The 14,880-nt window shown below is 63.2% G+C and carries 15 protein-coding genes; 8 read left to right on the top strand and 7 right to left on the bottom strand.

Going from position 1 to position 14,880, the window contains the following annotated elements; all coding sequences use genetic code 11:
* Nucleotides 1-264: 264 nt before the first annotated feature.
* Nucleotides 265-747 (top strand): glycine zipper domain-containing protein, encoded by a 483-nt coding sequence (locus tag ACK56M_RS01555; protein WP_015268607.1) that lies wholly within the window; start codon nucleotides 265-267, stop codon nucleotides 745-747.
* Nucleotides 748-802: 55 nt separating this feature from the next.
* Here the strand turns inward: ACK56M_RS01555 and ACK56M_RS01550 are convergent, their stop codons facing one another.
* The 3 genes from ACK56M_RS01550 to hslO form a co-directional block, all read right to left on the bottom strand.
* Nucleotides 803-1,243, bottom strand: coding sequence for an acyl-CoA thioesterase (locus ACK56M_RS01550; protein ID WP_411959228.1), 441 nt, complete (start codon nucleotides 1,241-1,243; stop codon nucleotides 803-805).
* Between the two features lie 176 nt (nucleotides 1,244-1,419).
* Nucleotides 1,420-2,961 carry a phosphoenolpyruvate carboxykinase gene (locus ACK56M_RS01545; protein WP_015268605.1) on the bottom strand — a complete coding sequence of 514 codons (1,542 nt, stop codon included), beginning with the start codon at nucleotides 2,959-2,961 and terminating at the stop codon, nucleotides 1,420-1,422.
* Nucleotides 2,962-3,140: 179 nt separating this feature from the next.
* Complete coding sequence (gene hslO, locus ACK56M_RS01540) at nucleotides 3,141-4,040, bottom strand: Hsp33 family molecular chaperone HslO (protein ID WP_015268604.1); 900 nt, start codon at nucleotides 4,038-4,040, stop codon at nucleotides 3,141-3,143.
* 122 nt (nucleotides 4,041-4,162) lie between these two features.
* Between hslO and ACK56M_RS01535 the strand changes: the two genes are divergently transcribed.
* Nucleotides 4,163-4,957, top strand: a complete 795-nt coding sequence (locus tag ACK56M_RS01535) for a phosphatase PAP2 family protein (protein WP_015268603.1) — start codon at nucleotides 4,163-4,165, stop codon at nucleotides 4,955-4,957.
* Nucleotides 4,958-5,151: 194 nt separating this feature from the next.
* Here the strand turns inward: ACK56M_RS01535 and ACK56M_RS01530 are convergent, their stop codons facing one another.
* Nucleotides 5,152-5,553 (bottom strand): RNA-binding S4 domain-containing protein, encoded by a 402-nt coding sequence (locus ACK56M_RS01530; protein WP_013970457.1) that lies wholly within the window; start codon nucleotides 5,551-5,553, stop codon nucleotides 5,152-5,154.
* Between the two features lie 175 nt (nucleotides 5,554-5,728).
* On the opposite strand from ACK56M_RS01530, the gene ACK56M_RS01525 reads away from it, so the two are divergent.
* Nucleotides 5,729-6,145, top strand: a complete 417-nt coding sequence (locus tag ACK56M_RS01525) for an ATP-dependent zinc protease (RefSeq protein ID WP_230491514.1) — start codon at nucleotides 5,729-5,731, stop codon at nucleotides 6,143-6,145.
* Complete coding sequence (gene rimK, locus ACK56M_RS01520; protein WP_013970455.1) at nucleotides 6,142-7,047, top strand: 30S ribosomal protein S6--L-glutamate ligase; 906 nt, start codon at nucleotides 6,142-6,144, stop codon at nucleotides 7,045-7,047. Before ACK56M_RS01525 ends, rimK begins: the two co-directional genes overlap by 4 nt.
* A 114-nt stretch (nucleotides 7,048-7,161) precedes the next feature.
* Here the strand turns inward: rimK and ACK56M_RS01515 are convergent, their stop codons facing one another.
* Together ACK56M_RS01515 and ompR are read right to left on the bottom strand one after the other, a co-directional pair.
* On the bottom strand, nucleotides 7,162-8,475 hold the full coding sequence (locus tag ACK56M_RS01515) for an ATP-binding protein (protein ID WP_013970454.1): 1,314 nt from the start codon (nucleotides 8,473-8,475) through the stop codon (nucleotides 7,162-7,164).
* Between the two features lie 13 nt (nucleotides 8,476-8,488).
* The gene (gene ompR, locus ACK56M_RS01510; protein ID WP_012270052.1) at nucleotides 8,489-9,229 is read right to left on the bottom strand and encodes a two-component system response regulator OmpR; all 741 of its coding nucleotides are present in this window, start codon (nucleotides 9,227-9,229) and stop codon (nucleotides 8,489-8,491) included.
* Between the two features lie 217 nt (nucleotides 9,230-9,446).
* Between ompR and ACK56M_RS01505 the strand changes: the two genes are divergently transcribed.
* From ACK56M_RS01505 to ACK56M_RS01490, 4 genes are all read left to right on the top strand, one after another.
* Nucleotides 9,447-11,771 carry a Tex family protein gene (locus tag ACK56M_RS01505; protein ID WP_015268601.1) on the top strand — a complete coding sequence of 775 codons (2,325 nt, stop codon included), beginning with the start codon at nucleotides 9,447-9,449 and terminating at the stop codon, nucleotides 11,769-11,771.
* Nucleotides 11,771-12,154: a PaaI family thioesterase gene (locus ACK56M_RS01500; protein ID WP_003257433.1), complete on the top strand. Its 384-nt coding sequence runs from the start codon at nucleotides 11,771-11,773 to the stop codon at nucleotides 12,152-12,154. Before ACK56M_RS01505 ends, ACK56M_RS01500 begins: the two co-directional genes overlap by 1 nt.
* 153 nt (nucleotides 12,155-12,307) lie before the next feature.
* Nucleotides 12,308-13,885, top strand: a complete 1,578-nt coding sequence (gene gshA, locus ACK56M_RS01495) for a glutamate--cysteine ligase (RefSeq protein ID WP_411959227.1) — start codon at nucleotides 12,308-12,310, stop codon at nucleotides 13,883-13,885.
* A complete protein-coding gene (locus tag ACK56M_RS01490; RefSeq protein WP_054573387.1) occupies nucleotides 13,885-14,511 on the top strand; it encodes a TetR/AcrR family transcriptional regulator in 627 nt (208 codons plus the stop codon). The genes gshA and ACK56M_RS01490 overlap by 1 nt, the downstream gene beginning before the upstream one ends.
* Before the next feature lie 127 nt (nucleotides 14,512-14,638).
* Here the strand turns inward: ACK56M_RS01490 and ACK56M_RS01485 are convergent, their stop codons facing one another.
* Nucleotides 14,639-14,854, bottom strand: a complete 216-nt coding sequence (locus ACK56M_RS01485; protein ID WP_003255829.1) for a TOBE domain-containing protein — start codon at nucleotides 14,852-14,854, stop codon at nucleotides 14,639-14,641.
* Between the last annotated feature and the right edge of the window lie 26 nt (nucleotides 14,855-14,880).

Below are 14,880 nucleotides of genomic sequence, written 5' to 3'. Positions count from 1 at the left end.
GACCGAGAGCGGTGATATCCCTGTGGGAGCGGGTTTACCCGCGAAGAGGCCGGAAGCCCCTGCGCAAAAATCAAAAAAGCCCTGTTCCATAGCGGTTCAGGGCTTCGTCATAAAGGTCTCAGACAGCGAAAAAACGATAAAGTTTCACAGTAAATACAGTAAGTTAGAGAATTGTGTACAACTCGTGTTACTCGTCGGATTTCCGTTGCCAGCCGCGCCTGTAAGGCTCAAAAATCGCCCCGTCATCCTAATGAGGCTCTCTTGATGAAGAAGTACTCCTCGATACTGTTGTTGTCTTTCAGCTTGCTCAGCGGCGTTGCCATGGCAGGCGGCACCACCGAGGCCGGCATTGGCGGCGCATTGGGTGGGGTACTGGGCTCCGTGGTGGGCAACTCCATCGGTGGTAGCACCGGCGGCGCCATTGGTGCCGGCCTGGGCGGCGCGGCTGGCGGTGCCCTGGGTGCCGACAAGCGTCAGCGTGGGGAAGCCGCAATCGGCGGCGCGCTGGGCGCAGCAGGCGGTAACGTGGTCGGCCGCTCCGTGGGCGGCACTACCGGTAGCTACATTGGCGCAGCAGCCGGCGGTGGTGCCGGTGGCGCACTGGGTAACTACCTTGGTAAAGAGGCCGACAGAGACGATTACCACGATGGCCGCCGTTACCGTCGTGGTTATGACGACGACCGCCGCCACTGGGACCGCGGCCATCATTACGGCCATCGCAAGCACAAGCGCCACTGGCGCGACTAACGCCTGAGGGCCCTGCCCCGGCAACAAAAGCCCCGCCCCTGCCAGCGGGGCTTTTTTATGTCTGCTGTTCCAGCACTACACCAGACAGGATCACCTGCAGCGTCTCTGGCAATGCCACTGGCCGGCCACTGGCGCGTTCGATGAACACCTGCACCACCGTGCCTGCCGCACACGCCTCCGGCTCCCCTGGGCGGAACAGGGCCAGGCGGTACTCCACCGTGCTGCCCGCCAGGCGCGTCACCCCCAGCCCCACTTCCAGTACATCCGGGAACCCTGGCAGCGCGTAGAAATCCGCCGCCGAACTGACCACGAAGGCCGCCAGCTCGCCGTCACGCAGGTCCAGTTCGGCCTGTTCGACGAGGAACGCTTGGATGGCGGTTTCGAAAAAGCCATGCACGGTGGCACCGGCGACGTGGCCATTCAGGTCATTGTCCTGGGGGCGAGTGAGGATGGGGTGGAAGTGGGAGAAGGCAGTGCGCTGAGGGGATTCGGTCATCTGGCTGGCTCTTGTCTTCGCAATGAATGCTGACAGTGAAACAGAAAAACCGGATTTCCGCTGCTTGTGCCGGCCTCTTCGCGGGTCACGCTCCTACAAGAGACTGCACTCGCCGGGAATCAGAAAACAAAAAAGCCGCCCCAAGGGGCGGCTTTCTCGTTGCGGGCGGGTGCAGCTTACAGCTGCGGGCCAGCGGCCTTGATGGCGTCGGAAACTTCGAACTTCTTGAAGTTTTCGATGAACAGCTTGGCCAGGCCTTTGGCGGCCTCGTCGTAGGCAGCCTTGTCAGCCCAGTTGGTGCGCGGGTTGAGCAGCTCGGTATCAACGCCCGGAACGGCCTTAGGCACGTCCAGGTTGATGATGTCCAGGTGCTCGGTTTCGGCACCGATCAGCGCGCCGCTCTGGATCGCAGCGATCACGGCACGTGTGGTCGGGATGCTGAAGCGCTTGCCAACGCCGTAGCCACCGCCGGTCCAGCCGGTGTTGACCAGGTAGACCTTCGAGTCGAAGCCCTTGATACGCTTGATCAGCAGCTCGGCGTACTCGCCAGCCGGGCGCGGGAAGAACGGGGCGCCGAAGCAGGTGGAGAAAGTCGACTTGATGCCGCTGCCCGAACCCATTTCGGTGGAACCGACCAGCGCGGTGTAGCCGGACAGGAAGTGGTAGGCAGCCTGCTCGTTGTTCAGGATCGAAACCGGAGGCAGAACACCAGTCAGGTCGCAGGTCAGGAAGATGACTGCGTTCGGCTCGCCGCCCAGGTTCGCTGCGGAACGCTTGGCAACGTGCTCCAGCGGGTAGGCCGCACGGCTGTTCTGGGTCAGGCTGACATCGGTGTAGTCGGCGTGCTTGTTGGCGTCGAGGACGACGTTTTCCAACACGGCGCCATGCTTGATGGCTTTCCAGATGACCGGCTCGTTCTTCTCGGACAAGTCGATGCACTTGGCGTAGCAGCCGCCTTCGATGTTGAAGACCACGCCCTCGCCCCAGCCGTGCTCGTCGTCACCGATCAGGTAACGGCTTTCGTCGGCCGACAGGGTGGTCTTGCCGGTGCCGGACAGGCCGAAGAACAAGGTCACATCGCCTGCTTCGCCGATGTTGGCGGCGCAGTGCATCGGCAGCACGTCGGCAGCCGGCAGCAGGAAGTTCTGCACCGAGAACATGGCTTTCTTCATTTCGCCGGCGTAGCGCATGCCAGCGATCAGCACCTTCTTCTGGGCGAAGTTGATGATCACGCAACCATCGGAGTTGGTGCCGTCACGCTCAGGCTCGCACACGAAGTTGGCGACGTTGAGGACCTGCCACTCGCCACGGCCAGCCGGGTTGTACTGCTCCGGGTTGATGAACAGGCAACGACCGAACAGGTTCTGCCAGGCAGTCTGGGTGGTCATCTTCACCGGCAGGTAGTGCTCGGCGGCCGCCCCTACGTGAACGTAGGAAACGAAGTGATCCTGGGCGTTGTTGAACGCCTCGACGCGGTCCCACAGGGCATCGAACTTGTCGGCCGGGAACTTGCGGTTGATCGGGCCCCAGGCAATGGCGTCCTGGGTGGAAGGCTCTTCGACGATGAAACGGTCAGCCGGCGAACGGCCAGTACGGTGACCGGTCTCCACGACCAGTGCGCCAGTATCGGCTAGTACGCCTTCACCGCGTTGCAGCGCTTCTTTTACCAGCTCATCGACGCTCAGGTCGGTGTACACGGTGTTGTTGGCTTGCGTCATGAGATACCCCATCCGGCCCGAGGCCGAGTGCTCCAAACGTTTTGTAGTTGTCTTGAAAAAACTACTACAGCGAAAAAAGTGGCCGGATTATGCCAGAAACGCCCAAAAAAAGTAGGCCCCTCCTGTCAGAACTGCGCTTTTGCGCAATTCGACAGGAGATTGTCCTGTAGTTAAACGTTTCAGTGACGAGTTTCTGAGGCTACGTCAGTGCCGCCACCGGCAAACAGTTGCGCCACATCGCTGGCGTCGAAGAAATAGCGCTCGTTGCAGAACTGGCAATCGATCTCCACCTGCCCGCCGCATTCTTCCACCAGCGCCTTGGCATCGTGCTCGCCCAAACTGACCAGCGCATTGCCGGAACGTTCGCGAGAGCAGCTGCAGTTGAAGCGCAACGGCTGGATATCGAACAGGCGCACGGCATCTTCGTGGTACAGGCGGTGCAGCAGGGTTTCGTTGTCCAGCGCCCACTCATCGGCCTTGAGCGTGGTGGCCAATGCCACAACGTGCTGCCAGCTTTCTTCACGCTCTTCATCGTCCGGCTGGCGATCGCGCGGCAGTTGCTGCAGCAGCAGACCACGGGCCTTGCCGCCTTCGGCGTTGAGCCAGAAGCGCGTGTTGAGCTGTTGCGACTGGACGAAGTAGTTGGTGAAGCACTCCGACAGGGTGGCGCCGTCGAGGTCGACGGTGCCCTGGTAGCGCTGGCCCTTGACGGGATCGATGGTCAGGGTCAGGTGGCCGTCGGGCATCAGCTGCGACAGGGTAGCATCCGCCGGGATCTGGTCCGCTTCGTAACGGGCCATGCCACGGATGTCCCGGTCACCCGAACATTCGACCATCAACAGCGGGATCGGCCCTGCGGAACGCGCCTGCAGAATCAGCAGGCCGTCGAACTTCAGCGCCCCCACCAGCAAGGCGGTGGCGGCCATCAGCTCGCCCAGCAGTGCCTGCACCGGCTGCGGGTACTCATGACGCGCCAGCACCGCGGCGTAGCTGTCATCGAGAGACACCCACTCGCCGCGCACATCGCGCTCGTCGAAGATGAAACGTTGGGTGAAATCGGTATCAGGCAAGTCGCTCATAGGTTTTGGCTATCTGAAAAATGATGACAAAATGGTTACAAGGGTTGTCGGAAAACATGCGAGAACCCCGTGACAGAGCGCTCACAAGGCGCTCCGATTCCTGTTTGCAATAGAGGTATTTTATGGACAATCGACCACTGTTCCAAGCAAGGTGGTCCTGGGGGCCATTGGCAGCCTGTACGCTGCTTCCTATCGCTCTACTGTGTTTCTGGTTATGGCCCATTGGCCAGATCTTGTGCCTGACTTTCGACGAGTGGCTGTTCCACAGCCTGAATGCGCCGCTGGCCGACAACACCACCTGGCGCTACATCTGGACCGTCGGTAGCCTGCGCCCATTCGACATCGTCGTCGGCCTGATCCTTCTGGCAGTGCTTATCCGTGGTGACTGGGTGTTCAAGGCAACCCAGGTGCGCCAGGCCTTTTTCGGCTTCCTGGTCACGCTAATCCTCTTAGTGGTGATTCGCGCGCTGTTTTCCAAGTGGGTGGATGCAGCCGGCTGGCAGCACAAGAGCCCGTCGATGATGTTCGACGAGGTGGTGCACCTCAGCGACTACTATCCGAACCTGGAGGCGGCCTGGGAGCTCAAGGACCGTTCCAGCAAGAGTTTCCCGGGGGATCATGCCTCGGTACTGCTGGTCTGGGCGCTGTTCATGAGCGTGTTCAGCCGCCGCCTGGTGCAGTACCTGGTGGTCTGGGGGCTGGCGGTATTGTTCATGTTGCCGCGTCTGGTGGCCGGTGCCCACTGGGGGCAGGATGACTACATCGGCGGGCTGCTGATGGCGGTGCTGGCGTTGGGCTGGAGCTGCTATACGCCGCTGGCGGCCAAGGGGAGTGCAGTGCTGCTGCGCTGGACGGCGCCGTTGTTCGCGATAGCGGCCAAGTTACCGTTGGTCGGGCGCTTGGCGGTGACCCGCTAGATCCTTGGGGCTACTGCGTAGCCCATCGCGGCACAAGGCCGCTCCTACAGGGGGGCGCAGGCCTCAGGCCTTGTGCTGGCTGCCGTGGCCTCATCGCCGGCAAGCCAGCTCCCACAGGGATTGCACAAGTTTCAGGGCTTGCGCAGTACCTGTGGGAGCTGGCTTGCCGGCGATGGGCCGCAAAACGGCCCCGGCTATTCGAAGCTCCCATGCAACTGGTGAATCTGCCGCCGCTGCTTCTTGGTCGGCCGCCCATCGGTGGTCACGCCCATCGCCCCGGCCTTGCGCAGTTCCGCCGCCTGTTCACGCCGGCGCACGCTGTCCTCGGTCTCTTCGTACAACGTCTGCGCCTCTGGCGCCCCACGCCGCACCACCGACAGAGCCTTCACCACCACGGTGCGCTCGTCGAATCCGGTGCGCAGCACGAACTCGTCACCCACCCGCGGCTCCTTGCCCGGCTTGCAGCGCTCACCCCGGCAATGCACCTTGCCGCTCTCGATCGCAGCCTTGGCCAGCGCGCGAGTCTTGTAGAAGCGTGCCGCCCACAGCCATTTGTCCAGGCGGACCTTGTCGTCGTCTTCGGCTTTTTGTGCCATCCCGTTACCTCGAACGCTGTGTTTCATCGAACTGTACTACCGTAACGATCGGATGCAAAAAATCCCCGCCGTGCTTACAGTTCACCACCTCATCCGCAGGGTGCGTTTCGTGAAGACATTTGACCATTTGACTGTGATCGGCCTGCGCGAGTGGGTCGCCCTGCCCGACCTTGGAGTGGCCGGGCTGCGCGCCAAGATCGACACCGGTGCCAGCACCTCCAGCCTGCACGCCACCGAAGTGGAACCGTTCGAGCGCGACGGCCAGCCCTGGGTCCGCTTTACCGCACATCTTGGCTCGGTGGTGCAGTTGCGCCACCGCCGCTGCGAGGCACCGCTGGTGACCATGAAAACCATCAAGAGCTCCAACGGCCAGGCCCAGACCCGCTATGTCATCCGCACGTCACTGGCCCTGGGCGACGGTGTGTGGGAAGTGGAGTTCACCCTGGCCTGCCGCAAGAACATGCGTTATCGCCTGTTGCTGGGTTCCAAGGCCCTGATCCATGGTCAGCTGGTGGTCAACCCTGGCCTCAAATACGTACAAGACAAACCGGCCTTCCCGGCCACCCTTTCTACTGCCACAGGTGCTGCATGAAGATCGCTGTGCTGTCGCGCAATCCGCGTCTGTATTCCACCCGCCGCCTGGTCGAAGCCGGTACCCAGCGGGGCCACGAAATGGTGGTGATCGACACCCTGCGGGCCTACATGAACATTGCCAGCCACAAACCGCAGATCCACTACCGCGGCAAGCCGCTGGAAGGCTTCGATGCGGTGATCCCGCGCATCGGTGCATCGGTGACCTTCTATGGCTGCGCAGTGCTGCGCCAGTTCGAGATGATGGGTGTGTATCCGCTCAACGAGTCGGTAGCGATAGCCCGCTCCCGCGACAAGCTGCGTTCACTGCAATTGCTGTCGCGGCGCGGCATCGGCCTGCCGATTACCGGCTTCGCCCACTCGCCGGACGACATCCCCGACCTGATCCAGATGGTCAACGGCGCCCCGCTGGTGATCAAGGTGCTGGAAGGCACACAGGGCATCGGCGTGGTGCTGTGCGAAACCACCAAGGCCGCCGAATCGGTGATCGAGGCGTTCATGGGGTTGAAGCAGAACATCATGGTGCAGGAATACATCAAGGAAGCGGGTGGCGCGGATATCCGCTGCTTCGTGGTCGGCGACAAGGTCATCGCGTCGATGAAGCGCCAGGCCAAGCCGGGGGAATTCCGCTCCAACCTGCACCGAGGTGGGGTGGCCAGCCTGATCAAGATCACCCCGGAAGAACGCATGACCGCCATACGCGCGGCCAAGGTGATGGGCTTGAGTGTGGCGGGTGTGGATATCCTGCGCTCCAACCACGGGCCGCTGGTGATGGAGGTGAACTCGTCGCCGGGGCTGGAGGGGATTGAAGTGACCACCGGCAAGAACGTGGCCGCCATGATCATCGAGCATCTCGAGAAGAATGGCGGGCCTAATCAGACTCGGACCAAGGGTAAGGGCTGAGATTTTGGGGCTGCTGCGCAGCCCATCGCGACACAAGGCCGCTCCTACAGGATTACGCGATCCTCTTTAGGAGCGGCCTTGTGTCGCGAAAGGGCCGCAAAGCGGCCCCGGCAATCACACGGCATTACGCGGCAGCAACAGCCCCAAAGGCAACCGTACCCGCGCCTCGATCCCACCCCCGGACCGATTGCGCAACTCCACATTCCCGCCATGCTGCGCCGCGATCCGCTTGACGATCGCCAGCCCCAGCCCGGTGCCCTTGCCCCCCCGGGCCCGGTCACCACGAATGAACGGGTTGAAGATGGTCTCCAGCTCCGACTCGTCGATCCCCGTCCCGCGGTCCAGTACGCTCAGCACCACATACGGTGCACTCTCGTCGCCCGACACATAGGCGGCCACCTCGACCCCCTTGCCGGCGTGGTGCAGGGCATTGCCGATCAGGTTGCCCAGCATGCGCTTGAGCGAAACCCGGCGCAGCGGGAACGGTGGGATCGGCTCCAGGCACAGCCGCACCCGTTCTTCCGGCTGGTTGTACGGCGCCACCACTTCGCGCACCAGGTCGGCCAGGTCGACCTCCTCAACCGGCTCGTCACGGCCGTCGCGGATAAAGGCCAGGAACTGGTCGAGGATCGCGTCCATGTCCTCGATATCGCGGACCATGTCGTCACTCAGTTCGCTGTCGCTGTCCAGCAACGACAACGACAGGCGCAGGCGCGTCAGCGGTGTGCGCAGGTCGTGGGAAACCCCGGCCAGCATCAGCTCGCGCTCGCGCCCGGCCTGCTCGACATCCTCAGCCATCTGGTTGAAGGCCTTGTACACCTCGGTCATCTCGCTGGGCGTATCGCTGATCGGCAGGCGCACGCTGCGCCCCTGGCCCAGTTGCCGGGCGGCGAACACCAGGCGCTTGAGCGGCTGGTTCAGCTGGCGCACGAAGATCCAGGCCGAAGCTGTGGACAACAGGCCGATGGCCAGGAACCAACCCAGCACGTTCCAGATCTTCTGCCCACGCAGCGGGTGCGGGTACAGCGGTACCTTCAACCAGCCCGGCCCCAGGCTTGGCGCATTGACCCACAACGCCGGCGGTGCATGAATGCGCAACCGTACCTCGGTGTCTTCGCCCAACTCGGCCTGCATCTGCCGTTGGTAGATTTCGCTGTAGGGCCAGTGCTGCTCACCCTCGGGCACGCCCGAGCCGGTGACCCGGATAAGGCCTGCCGCTTCGGCGATCTTGTCGCGGTTTTCTTCGTCGGCTGCCCAATAGGCGCGCAGGGTCAGCGCAACACCGTGGCTGTACTGACGGTCGACCAGCACGTCCTCGTTCATCAGCAGGTAGACCAGGGTCAAGGCCTTGGAGAACAAGACGACGATCAACACCAGCCACAGGGTGCGGGCGAAGAAACTTTGCGGAAACCAGAGCGGTGTTTTCATCGACGGCGCGGCATCATTTACCGGCGTTTCCGTCCGGCACGAACACGTAGCCCACGCCCCACACGGTCTGGATATAACGCGGCTTGGACGGGTCCGGCTCGATCATGCGGCGCAGACGCGAGATCTGCACGTCGATGGAGCGTTCCAGCGCATCCCATTCACGGCCACGCGCCAGGTTCATCAGCTTGTCGCGGGTCAGCGGCTCGCGCGCGTGCATCACCAGCGCCTTGAGCACGGCGAACTCGCCGGTAGTGAGCATGTGCACTTCGTCGCCACGCTTGAGTTCGCGGGTGGCCAGCGACAGCTCGTAGTCGCCGAAGGTGACCGACTCGTCTTCGCTACCCGGCGCACCCGGCACGCTCGGTGCCTGGCGGCGCAGCACGGCCTTGACCCGGGCCATCAGCTCGTCGGGGTTGAACGGCTTGCCCAGATAGTCGTCAGCGCCCAGCTCCAGGCCCTTGATACGGCTGAGCTCGTCGCCCTTGGCGGTGAGCATGATGATCGGGATCTGGTTGTTCTGCTGGCGCAGGCGCTTGCACGCCGACAGGCCATCCTCGCCGGGCAGCATCAGGTCGAGCACCACCAGGTTGAACACCTCACGCTGCAGCAGGCGGTCCATCTGCTCGGTGTTGGGCACCGCGCGGGCACGGTAGCCCTTGCTGGTGAAGAAACGTTCCAGCAGGCTGCTCAGCCCCGGGTCGTCGTCGACGATGAGAATCTTGTCACCTTCAGCGGTGTTTGGCGTGCCGGTCATGAATAACTCCTCTGATATCGCCGCGCATTATGGCGTAGCCATTGCTGCACGTTGCGTGAGCATTGTTAGCAGATTTTTCCCCCGGCGCCAGTTCCGGCTGGCCGGGCGCCATCACCGCAAGCCGTTTGCGATGGGTATAATGCGCGGCTTTCATCCAGCGCCGCCGGGCGACAGGCCCACAGGCGACCCCCGTATTCACAAATGTCAGGTGGTTTACATGGACAGCATCAACAGCCGTATCGCCGAGGAACTGGGCGTACGCCCCCAGCAGGTCGAGGCGGCCGTGGGCCTGTTGGACGAAGGCTCGACCGTGCCCTTCATCGCCCGCTACCGCAAGGAAGTGACCGGTAGCCTGGACGACACCCAGCTGCGCCATCTGGAAGAGCGCCTGCGCTACCTGCGCGAACTCGACGAGCGCCGTGCCAGCATCCTGGCCAGCATCGAGGAGCAGGGCAAGCTGACCCCGGAACTGGCCCGCGAGATCAAGCTGGCCGATACCAAGACCCGCCTCGAAGACCTGTACCTGCCGTACAAGCAGAAGCGCCGCACCAAGGGCCAGATCGCCCTGGAAGCCGGCCTCGGCGAGCTGGCCGACGGCCTGTTCAACAACCCAGACCTTGCCCCGGAAAGCGAAGCCGCACGCTTCGTCAACGCCGACAAGGGCGTGGCCGACGTCAAGGCCGCGCTGGAAGGCGCCAAGTACATCCTCATGGAGCGCTTCGCCGAAGACGCCGCCCTGCTCGACAAGCTGCGCAGCTTCCTCAAGCAGGAGTCGGTGCTCAGCGCCCGCGTCGTGCCTGGCAAGGAAGAGGAAGGCGCCAAGTTCCGTGACTACTTCGCCCATGACGAACTGCTGCGCAACGCGCCGTCGCACCGCGCCCTGGCAATTTTCCGCGGGCGTAACGAAGGCGTGCTGAGCGCCTCGCTGAAAGTCGGCGAAGAACTGCCCGGCACCCTGCACCCGTGCGAACTGATGATCGGCAACCACGTCGGCATCGAGAACCGCAACCGCCCGGCCGACAAGTGGCTGGGCGAAGTGGTGCGCTGGACCTGGAAGGTCAAGCTCTACACCCACCTGGAAACCGACCTGTTCGGCGAGCTGCGCGACAACGCCGAAGGCGAGGCGATCAATGTGTTCGCCCACAACCTGCACGACCTGCTGCTGGCCGCCCCGGCCGGCCCGCGCGCCACCCTGGGCTTCGACCCGGGCCTGCGTACCGGCTGCAAGATCGCCGTGGTCGATGCCACAGGCAAGTTGCTGGACCACACCACGGTCTACCCGCACGCGCCGAAGAACGACTGGGACCGCACCATTTCGATCATGGCTGCACTATGCGCCAAGCACTCGGTGGAGCTGATCGCCATCGGTAACGGCACCGCCAGCCGCGAAAGCGACAAGCTGGTGGCGGAGCTGGTCAAGAAGTACCCAGCGCTGAAGATCACCAAGATCATGGTTTCCGAGGCCGGCGCTTCGGTGTACTCCGCATCGGAACTGGCCGCCCGCGAATTCCCGGACCTGGACGTGTCGATCCGTGGCGCCGTGTCGATTGCCCGCCGCCTGCAGGACCCGCTGGCCGAGCTGGTGAAGATCGACCCGAAATCCATCGGTGTCGGCCAGTACCAGCATGACGTGTCTCAACTGAAACTGGCGCGCGGCCTGGACGCCGTGGTCGAGGACTGCGTGAACGCCGTGGGCGTGGACGTCAACACCGCCTCGGTGGCCCTGCTGACGCGCATCTCCGGCCTTAACGCTACCCTGGCGCAGAACATCGTCGCCCATCGCGATGCCAACGGCCCGTTCGCCACTCGCGCGGCACTGAAAAAGGTCAGCCGCCTGGGTGAGAAAACCTTCGAACAAGCCGCCGGCTTCCTGCGTGTGATGAACGGCGACAACCCGCTGGATGCCTCCGCGGTGCACCCCGAGGCCTACCCGCTGGTGCAACGGATTGCCGCCGATACCGGCCGTGACATCCGCTCGCTGATCGGTGACAGCAGCTTCCTCAAGCGCCTGGACCCGAAGAAATTTACCGATGAAACCTTCGGCCTGCCGACCGTCACCGACATCCTGCAAGAACTGGACAAGCCTGGCCGCGACCCACGCCCCGAGTTCAAGACCGCCACCTTCCAGGACGGCGTCGAAGACCTCAAGGACCTGGAACCGGGCATGATCCTCGAAGGCGTGGTGACCAACGTCACCAACTTCGGTGCCTTCGTCGACATCGGCGTGCACCAGGACGGCCTGGTGCACATTTCGGCGCTGTCCGAGAAGTTCATCAAGGACCCGCGTGAAGCGGTCAAGGCCGGCGACGTGGTCAAGGTCAAGGTCATGGAAGTGGACATCCCGCGCAAGCGTGTCGGCCTGTCCATGCGCATGAGCGACACCCCTGGCGAGAAGGTCGATGGCAACCGCGGCGGTAACCGTGGCAATGGCGGCAACCGCCAGCAGCAGGCGCCGCGCCAGCGCGAAACCGCCACCGCAGCACCGGCCAACAACGCCATGGCAGCCCTGTTCGCCAACGCCAAGCAGCTGAAGAAGAAGTGATGGACGTTCCACGCGAATACGTCGAAAGCGCCTTCAGCCAGCTCCTCGGCTGCCGCCTGCAACGCCTGGAGACAGGTGTTGCCGAGGTAGCCCTGGCGCTCGAGCCACACTTGCGCAACCGTGGCCAGAAGCTGCACGGCGGGGCGATCTTCAGCCTGGTGGACATCGCCATGGGCCTGGCCTGCTCGGCCAGCCATGGTTTTGACCAGCAAAGCGTCACCATCGAGTGCAAGATCAACTACATGCGCGCCGTCAGTGACGGCGAGGTGCTGTGCACCGCCCGCGTGCTGCACGCCGGGCGGCGTACCCTGGTGGTCGACGCCGACGTAGTTCAGGGCGACAAGCTGGTGGCGAAAGCGCAAGGAACCTTCGCGGTTCTCTAGCTCACCAAGCATTATCTGCGGTATTTTCAGCAGTGCGCTGGCACTGCTGGATCCGCGTTAACCAGGCGACAACGCCAGTTCCTTTCTTCCTACCCTTGTAGACCGTTATCTCTACCCCCATATTGGGGCGACTGACGCGTGAAGGAATACATCTTGAGCGACCTCCTCAACCGCCGCCTGAGCCTGCTCGGCGCCAATCTTCCCCTGCTCAAGCAGTGCCTGCACGGTATTGAGCGCGAATGTCTGCGCGTGACCGACGAAGGTCGCCTGGCCCAGACCCCGCATCCGCAAGCCCTGGGATCGGCGCTGACCAACGAGCAGATCACCACCGATTATTCCGAGTCGCTGCTGGAGTTCATCACCCCGGCCCTTCCCGACCCGGCCAAGGTGCTGGAAAGCCTCGAAGAGACCCACCGTTTCGTCTACAGCAAGCTGGGCGACGAATATCTGTGGAGCCCGTCGATGCCCTGCACGCTGCCAGCCGAGGAGGACATCCCGATCGCCGAGTACGGCAGCTCGAACATCGGTAAGCTCAAGCATGTCTACCGCAAGGGCCTGGCCCTGCGCTACGGCCGCACCATGCAGTGCATCGCCGGTATCCATTACAACTTCTCGCTGCCCGAAGCGCTGTGGCCGTTGCTGCGCGCCGCAGAAGGCGGCAGCGAGAGCGACCGCGACTACCAGTCGTCGGCCTATATCGAGCTGATCCGTAATTTCCGCCGCTACAGCTGGCTGCTGATGTACCTGTTCGGCGCCTCGCCGGCCCTGGACAAAGGCTTCCTGCGTGGCCGCCCGCACCAGCTCGAAGAGCTGGACGCCGAAACCCTGTACCTGCCCTACGCCACCAGCCTGCGCATGAGCGACCTTGGCTACCAGAGCAACGCCCAGGCCGGCCTCACGCCGTGCTACAACAACCTGGCCAGCTACACCGACAGCCTGCGCAAGGCGGTGGGCACGCCCTACCCGCCTTACGTCGAAGTCGGCACGCACGTGGATGGCGAGTGGGTACAGCTGAACACCAACATCCTGCAGATCGAAAACGAGTACTACTCGAACATTCGCCCCAAGCGCGTCACCTACACCGGCGAGCGGCCGATCCAGGCCCTGACCTCGCGCGGCGTGCAGTACGTGGAAGTGCGTTGCCTGGACATCAACCCGTTCCTGCCGGTGGGCATCGACCTGACCGAGGCGCGCTTCCTCGACGCGTTCCTGCTGTTCTGCGCGCTGGAAGACAGCCCGCAACTGGACAACGGCGAATGCGGCCAGTGCACCAACAACTTCCTGACAGTGGTCAAGGAAGGCCGACGCCCGGGCCTGGAACTGCGCCGCAATGGCCAGCCGATCGGCCTGAAGACCTGGGCCAGCGAGCTGATCGAGCGAATCCGGCCACTGGCCGATCTGCTCGACCAGGCGCAAGGCGGTGCAGAGCACGGCAATGCCCTGGATGCCCAGCAGGCCAAGGTCGACGACGCCTCGCTGACCCCGTCGGCCCAAGTGCTGGCGCGCATGACCGAGCATAACGAAAGCTTCGTCAAGTTCGCCCTGCGCCAGAGTCGTATTCACGCCGAAACCTTCCGCGAGCAGCCACTGCCGGTCGAACGCCAGCAGGCCTTCGAAACCCTCGCCCGCGACTCGCTGGCCGAGCAGTCGCGCCTGGAACAGCAGGAAGTCGGCGACTTCGACCTGTTCGTCGGCGCCTACCAGGCCAGCATCCTGGCGATCAGCAACTGATGACCCGCACTGCCACCCCGCGCAAGCCGCGCGCCAGCAGCCAGGCCAGGATCGAGGCGATCCTGGCTGCTGCACGCGAGTTGCTGGCCGAGCTGGGGGTGGCGAGCCTGTCGATCTACAGCGTGGCCGAGCGCGCACAGATACCACCGTCGTCGGTGTACCACTTCTTCGCCAGCGTGCCGGCGCTGCTGGAGGCGTTGACGGCCGATGTGCACCGGGCCTTTCGGGAAGCGCTGAGCGCGCCGATCGACAGCAGTGCGTTCAACACCTGGCACGAGCTGTCACGGCTGATCGAGCAGCGGATGCTGAATATCTATAACGAGGACGCGGCGGCGCGGCAGCTGATCCTGGCCCAGCATGGCCTGAGCGAAGTGGTGCAGGCCGACCGGCAGCACGACATGGAACTGGGCGACTTGATGCACAAGTTGTTCGACCAGCATTTTCATCTGCCCGTGATGCCGGTGGATGTGGACGTGTTTGCCCTGGCCATGGAATTGAGTGACCGGGTGTATGCGCGGTCGGTGCAGCTGCATGAGGCGATCACCCCGCGCATGGCCGAGGAAGGCAAGCGAGTGTTCGAGGCGTATCTGGGGTTGTATCTGCCGCCATTTCTGGCCAAGCGTTAAATTTGATGGCCTCATCGCCGGCAAGCCAGCTCCCACAGGTACAGCACAAGGCCTGAAGCTTGTGGGCACCTATGGGAGCTGGCTTGCCGGCGATTGGGCTGCAAAGCAGCCCCATGGCCAACACCCATCACAGCTTGGCGATGGACACTTCAGTCGATTTCACGAAGGCAATCACTTCACTGCCCACCTGCAGCTCCAGCTCACGCACGGAGCGGGTGGTGATGACCGAAGTGACGATGCCCGAGGCAGTCTGCACGTCGATTTCCGACAGTACCGGACCTTCCAGGATTTCCTTCACGGTGCCTTTGAACTGGTTGCGAACGTTGATGGCTTTGATGGTCATGATTTGATTCCTTCTCTATGGCTTCA

This window comes from Pseudomonas sp. s4 (assembly GCF_046764235.1).
Lineage (GTDB): Bacteria > Pseudomonadota > Gammaproteobacteria > Pseudomonadales > Pseudomonadaceae > Aquipseudomonas > Aquipseudomonas asiatica.
The sequence above is the reverse complement of the archived record's forward strand: the minus strand, read 5'-3'. Positions and strand labels throughout refer to the sequence as shown.

What these genes read in the sequence shown, in the direction of transcription:
- ACK56M_RS01555 (WP_015268607.1), top strand. Translation starts at nt 265, where the DNA reads ATGAAGAAGTACTCCTCGATACTGTTGTTGTCTTTCAGCTTGCTCAGC.
- ACK56M_RS01550 (WP_411959228.1), bottom strand. Translation starts at nt 1,243, where the DNA reads ATGACCGAATCCCCTCAGCGCACTGCCTTCTCCCACTTCCACCCCATC.
- ACK56M_RS01545 (WP_015268605.1), bottom strand. Translation starts at nt 2,961, where the DNA reads ATGACGCAAGCCAACAACACCGTGTACACCGACCTGAGCGTCGATGAG.
- hslO (WP_015268604.1), bottom strand. Translation starts at nt 4,040, where the DNA reads ATGAGCGACTTGCCTGATACCGATTTCACCCAACGTTTCATCTTCGAC.
- ACK56M_RS01535 (WP_015268603.1), top strand. Translation starts at nt 4,163, where the DNA reads ATGGACAATCGACCACTGTTCCAAGCAAGGTGGTCCTGGGGGCCATTG.
- ACK56M_RS01530 (WP_013970457.1), bottom strand. Translation starts at nt 5,553, where the DNA reads ATGGCACAAAAAGCCGAAGACGACGACAAGGTCCGCCTGGACAAATGG.
- rimK (WP_013970455.1), top strand. Translation starts at nt 6,142, where the DNA reads ATGAAGATCGCTGTGCTGTCGCGCAATCCGCGTCTGTATTCCACCCGC.
- ACK56M_RS01515 (WP_013970454.1), bottom strand. Translation starts at nt 8,475, where the DNA reads ATGAAAACACCGCTCTGGTTTCCGCAAAGTTTCTTCGCCCGCACCCTG.
- ompR (WP_012270052.1), bottom strand. Translation starts at nt 9,229, where the DNA reads ATGACCGGCACGCCAAACACCGCTGAAGGTGACAAGATTCTCATCGTC.
- ACK56M_RS01505 (WP_015268601.1), top strand. Translation starts at nt 9,447, where the DNA reads ATGGACAGCATCAACAGCCGTATCGCCGAGGAACTGGGCGTACGCCCC.
- ACK56M_RS01500 (WP_003257433.1), top strand. Translation starts at nt 11,771, where the DNA reads ATGGACGTTCCACGCGAATACGTCGAAAGCGCCTTCAGCCAGCTCCTC.
- ACK56M_RS01490 (WP_054573387.1), top strand. Translation starts at nt 13,885, where the DNA reads ATGACCCGCACTGCCACCCCGCGCAAGCCGCGCGCCAGCAGCCAGGCC.
- ACK56M_RS01485 (WP_003255829.1), bottom strand. Translation starts at nt 14,854, where the DNA reads ATGACCATCAAAGCCATCAACGTTCGCAACCAGTTCAAAGGCACCGTG.